General features: G+C 39.8%; 2 protein-coding genes. Both read right to left on the bottom strand.

Annotated features, from left to right (window positions below; translation table 11 throughout):
- Positions 1 to 224 precede the first annotated feature (224 nt).
- Positions 225 to 572 carry a DUF6568 family protein gene (locus SORDD16_RS04785; protein WP_061452561.1) on the bottom strand — a complete coding sequence of 116 codons (348 nt, stop codon included), beginning with the start codon at positions 570 to 572 and terminating at the stop codon, positions 225 to 227.
- Positions 573 to 683: 111 nt separating this feature from the next.
- Positions 684 to 2,402, bottom strand: coding sequence for a phospho-sugar mutase (locus tag SORDD16_RS04780; protein WP_061452560.1), 1,719 nt, complete (start codon positions 2,400 to 2,402; stop codon positions 684 to 686).
- Positions 2,403 to 2,737 lie beyond the last annotated feature (335 nt).

Genomic DNA, 2,737 nt, shown 5'->3' with positions numbered 1-2,737 from the left:
TTAAAAAAGAGCAGAAATTTTCACCGAGCAAACAGATACATTATATTTTTTGCTAAAAACCTTTCGTTGATTTTCTAGAATACAGCAGAGTACATTGATTAGCTGGTAAAATTCCAAGGTAATACTTGGACCACGATATTTCTTAAACAAGTCTGTTAACAAAAAAGTGCACTTTGATTTTAATTTGAGTATAATTTCAAAAAGTTGAATTATCACCCAGCCTTTTATAATCTAGCAAAGTCCTTGATTTCTTGTGCTGACATTGAAGAGTCACAACGAACCTTGATTTGGCCAACTGTAACATGGACAAATCCTGGTACAGTTGGGATTTCGTAGCGTGAACGAAATTCTTGTAAGGCTTCCAATTGGCTTGGTTCTTCACTGTTAATGAAGTAGATATGTGCTTTTGTTTCAGCTACAACACCAGCCAAAGTACTAGCAAATTTACGGCAGTAAGGGCAAGTTTTACGACCGATAAAGAAGGTTGCAGTTTCTTTATTATCAAGTGCTTCTTGAGCACGGGCAACAGTTGTGACTTCAAGGTCTTTGATGTTTTCTAAAAATTGTTCCATGAGATTACCTCGCTTTCATTGATAAGTCTAGTATGCCATAAAGTTTCTAAAAATGCTTAGATTTGATACGAAAAAAAGATGAGATTGATTGGTCTCATCTTTTATAGTTTCTTATTTTACAAAAGCGTTGATTTCTGCTTCGATGTTGGCAATCTTAGCTTGTGAATCTTCATTGCTTTCACCCACAACAGCAATGTAGAATTTGATTTTTGGTTCTGTACCTGAAGGGCGAACGGCAATCCAAGAACCATCGTCAAGGCTGTATTTCAAGACGTCGCTTGGTGGCGTAGTGAGGGCAGTCACTGTACCGTCTGCAGCAGTAGAGGTAAGAGCCTTAAAGTCTTCTGTGACAGAGATAGCAGTCGTATTAAACTCTTTTGGTCCATTTTCCCGGAACTTAGCCATAATCGCTTTGATTTGTTCGGCACCGTCTACACCTGAAAGAGTCACGGAGATGGTCTTTTCAGCATAATAGCCGTATTCTTTGTAAATTTCTTCGATACCATCAGCTAAAGTCAATCCGCGAGAGCGGTAGTAGGCTGCAAGTTCAGCAACGACAAGAACAGCTTGGATAGCGTCTTTATCACGTACGAATGGTTTAATCAAGTAACCGAAGCTTTCTTCAAATCCCATCATGTAAGTATGATTGTGTTTTTCTTCAAATTCTTGGATCCTTTCAGCGATAAATTTGAAACCGGTTAAGACGTTGAACATGGTTGCGCCGTAGCTTTCAGCAATCTTCGTTACCAAGTCTGTTGAGACGATCGATTTGCAGAGGGCTGCATTTTCTGGAAGTGTTCCAGCACTCTTATGGGCTTCCAAGATGTACTTGGCCATGATGGCACCGATTTGGTTACCTGAAAGGTTGAGGTAGCTACCGTCTTTTTGAAGGACTTCTACACCGACACGGTCAGCATCTGGGTCAGTTGCGACCAAAACATCTGCACCAACCTTGCGTCCAAGTTCTTCGGCGAGAGCGAAAGCTGCTTGGCTTTCAGGGTTTGGAGAAGCGACAGTCGAGAAGTCTGGGTCTGGAGTTGCTTGCGCTTCAACGACTTGAACTGAGTCAAATCCTGCTTGGGCAAGAGCACGACGAGCCAACATTTCACCAGTACCGTGAAGCGGTGTGTAGACAATTTTCATGTCTTTTCCAAATTCTTCGATCAAGGCTGGGTTGATGTTGACATCTTTCACTTCTTTGAGGTATTCGGTATCAATGGCGTCGCCGATGACTTCAATCAAGCCAGAAGTTTTTTCAGCTTCCACATCAGCAACTTCCACAGCAAATGGATTTTCGATTGCACGGATGTAAGTCGTCAAAGCATCTGCATCGTGAGGAGGCATTTGTCCACCGTCTTCCCCGTAAACCTTGTAGCCGTTAAATGGAGCTGGATTGTGGCTAGCAGTAATCATGATACCTGCGAAACAGTTGAGGTGACGAACTGCGAATGAAAGTTCCGGAGTTGGACGAAGGCTTTCAAATACGTAAGATTTGATACCATGTTTTGCAAGAACTGCAGCAGATTCAAAGGCAAATTCTGGAGAGAAGTGGCGGCTATCGTATGCAATCGCCACACCGCGTTCTTTTTCATTTCCACCTTTTGACTCAATCAAACGAGCTAAACCTTCAGTCGCTTGACGGACAACATAGATATTGATGCGGTTTGTGCCAGCCCCGATCAAACCACGCATTCCAGCTGTACCAAATTCAAGATTTGTATAGAAGGCATCCTCCTTTGTTTTTTCGTCCATCTTTTCCAAATCCTGACGAAGATAGTCTGGAAGTTCAGCGAAATCAAGCCATTTTTGATAATTTTCTTGGTAGGTCATAAGGCAACTCCTTTATTTGTTTTAATCGCTTTCATTATATCATGATTTATCATTTTAGTAAAACGTTAGCATAACATAGAATGTAGGAAATTTACTTGTGCTTTTTAGTAGAAATAATAGCGAGTTCCATTCTAACTTATACTAATTTGACAAATGGGGCTCTTTAAAACTATGGAAGTTTATAATTTTTTCGACGAATTCTTGGATAGTAAAAATCTGTTATTATATTCTATTTTTTAAAAGAATTCTTTATACATCAAATGAACATACAAAAATTTTAAGTTAAAACTCTATAAATTTAACATGTTTTAAAGATTTCTGGTTTTCATTTTGAA

Source organism: Streptococcus oralis (genome assembly GCF_001578945.1).
GTDB lineage: Bacteria > Bacillota > Bacilli > Lactobacillales > Streptococcaceae > Streptococcus > Streptococcus oralis_Q.
Note: the sequence above shows the minus strand (reverse complement) of the source record. Positions and strands in the feature narration are given on the sequence as shown.

Bases quoted from the DNA above. Each gene is read 5' to 3' on its own strand.
- SORDD16_RS04780 (WP_061452560.1), bottom strand. From the start codon at position 2,402: ATGACCTACCAAGAAAATTATCAAAAATGGCTTGATTTCGCTGAACTT.
- SORDD16_RS04785 (WP_061452561.1), bottom strand. From the start codon at position 572: ATGGAACAATTTTTAGAAAACATCAAAGACCTTGAAGTCACAACTGTT.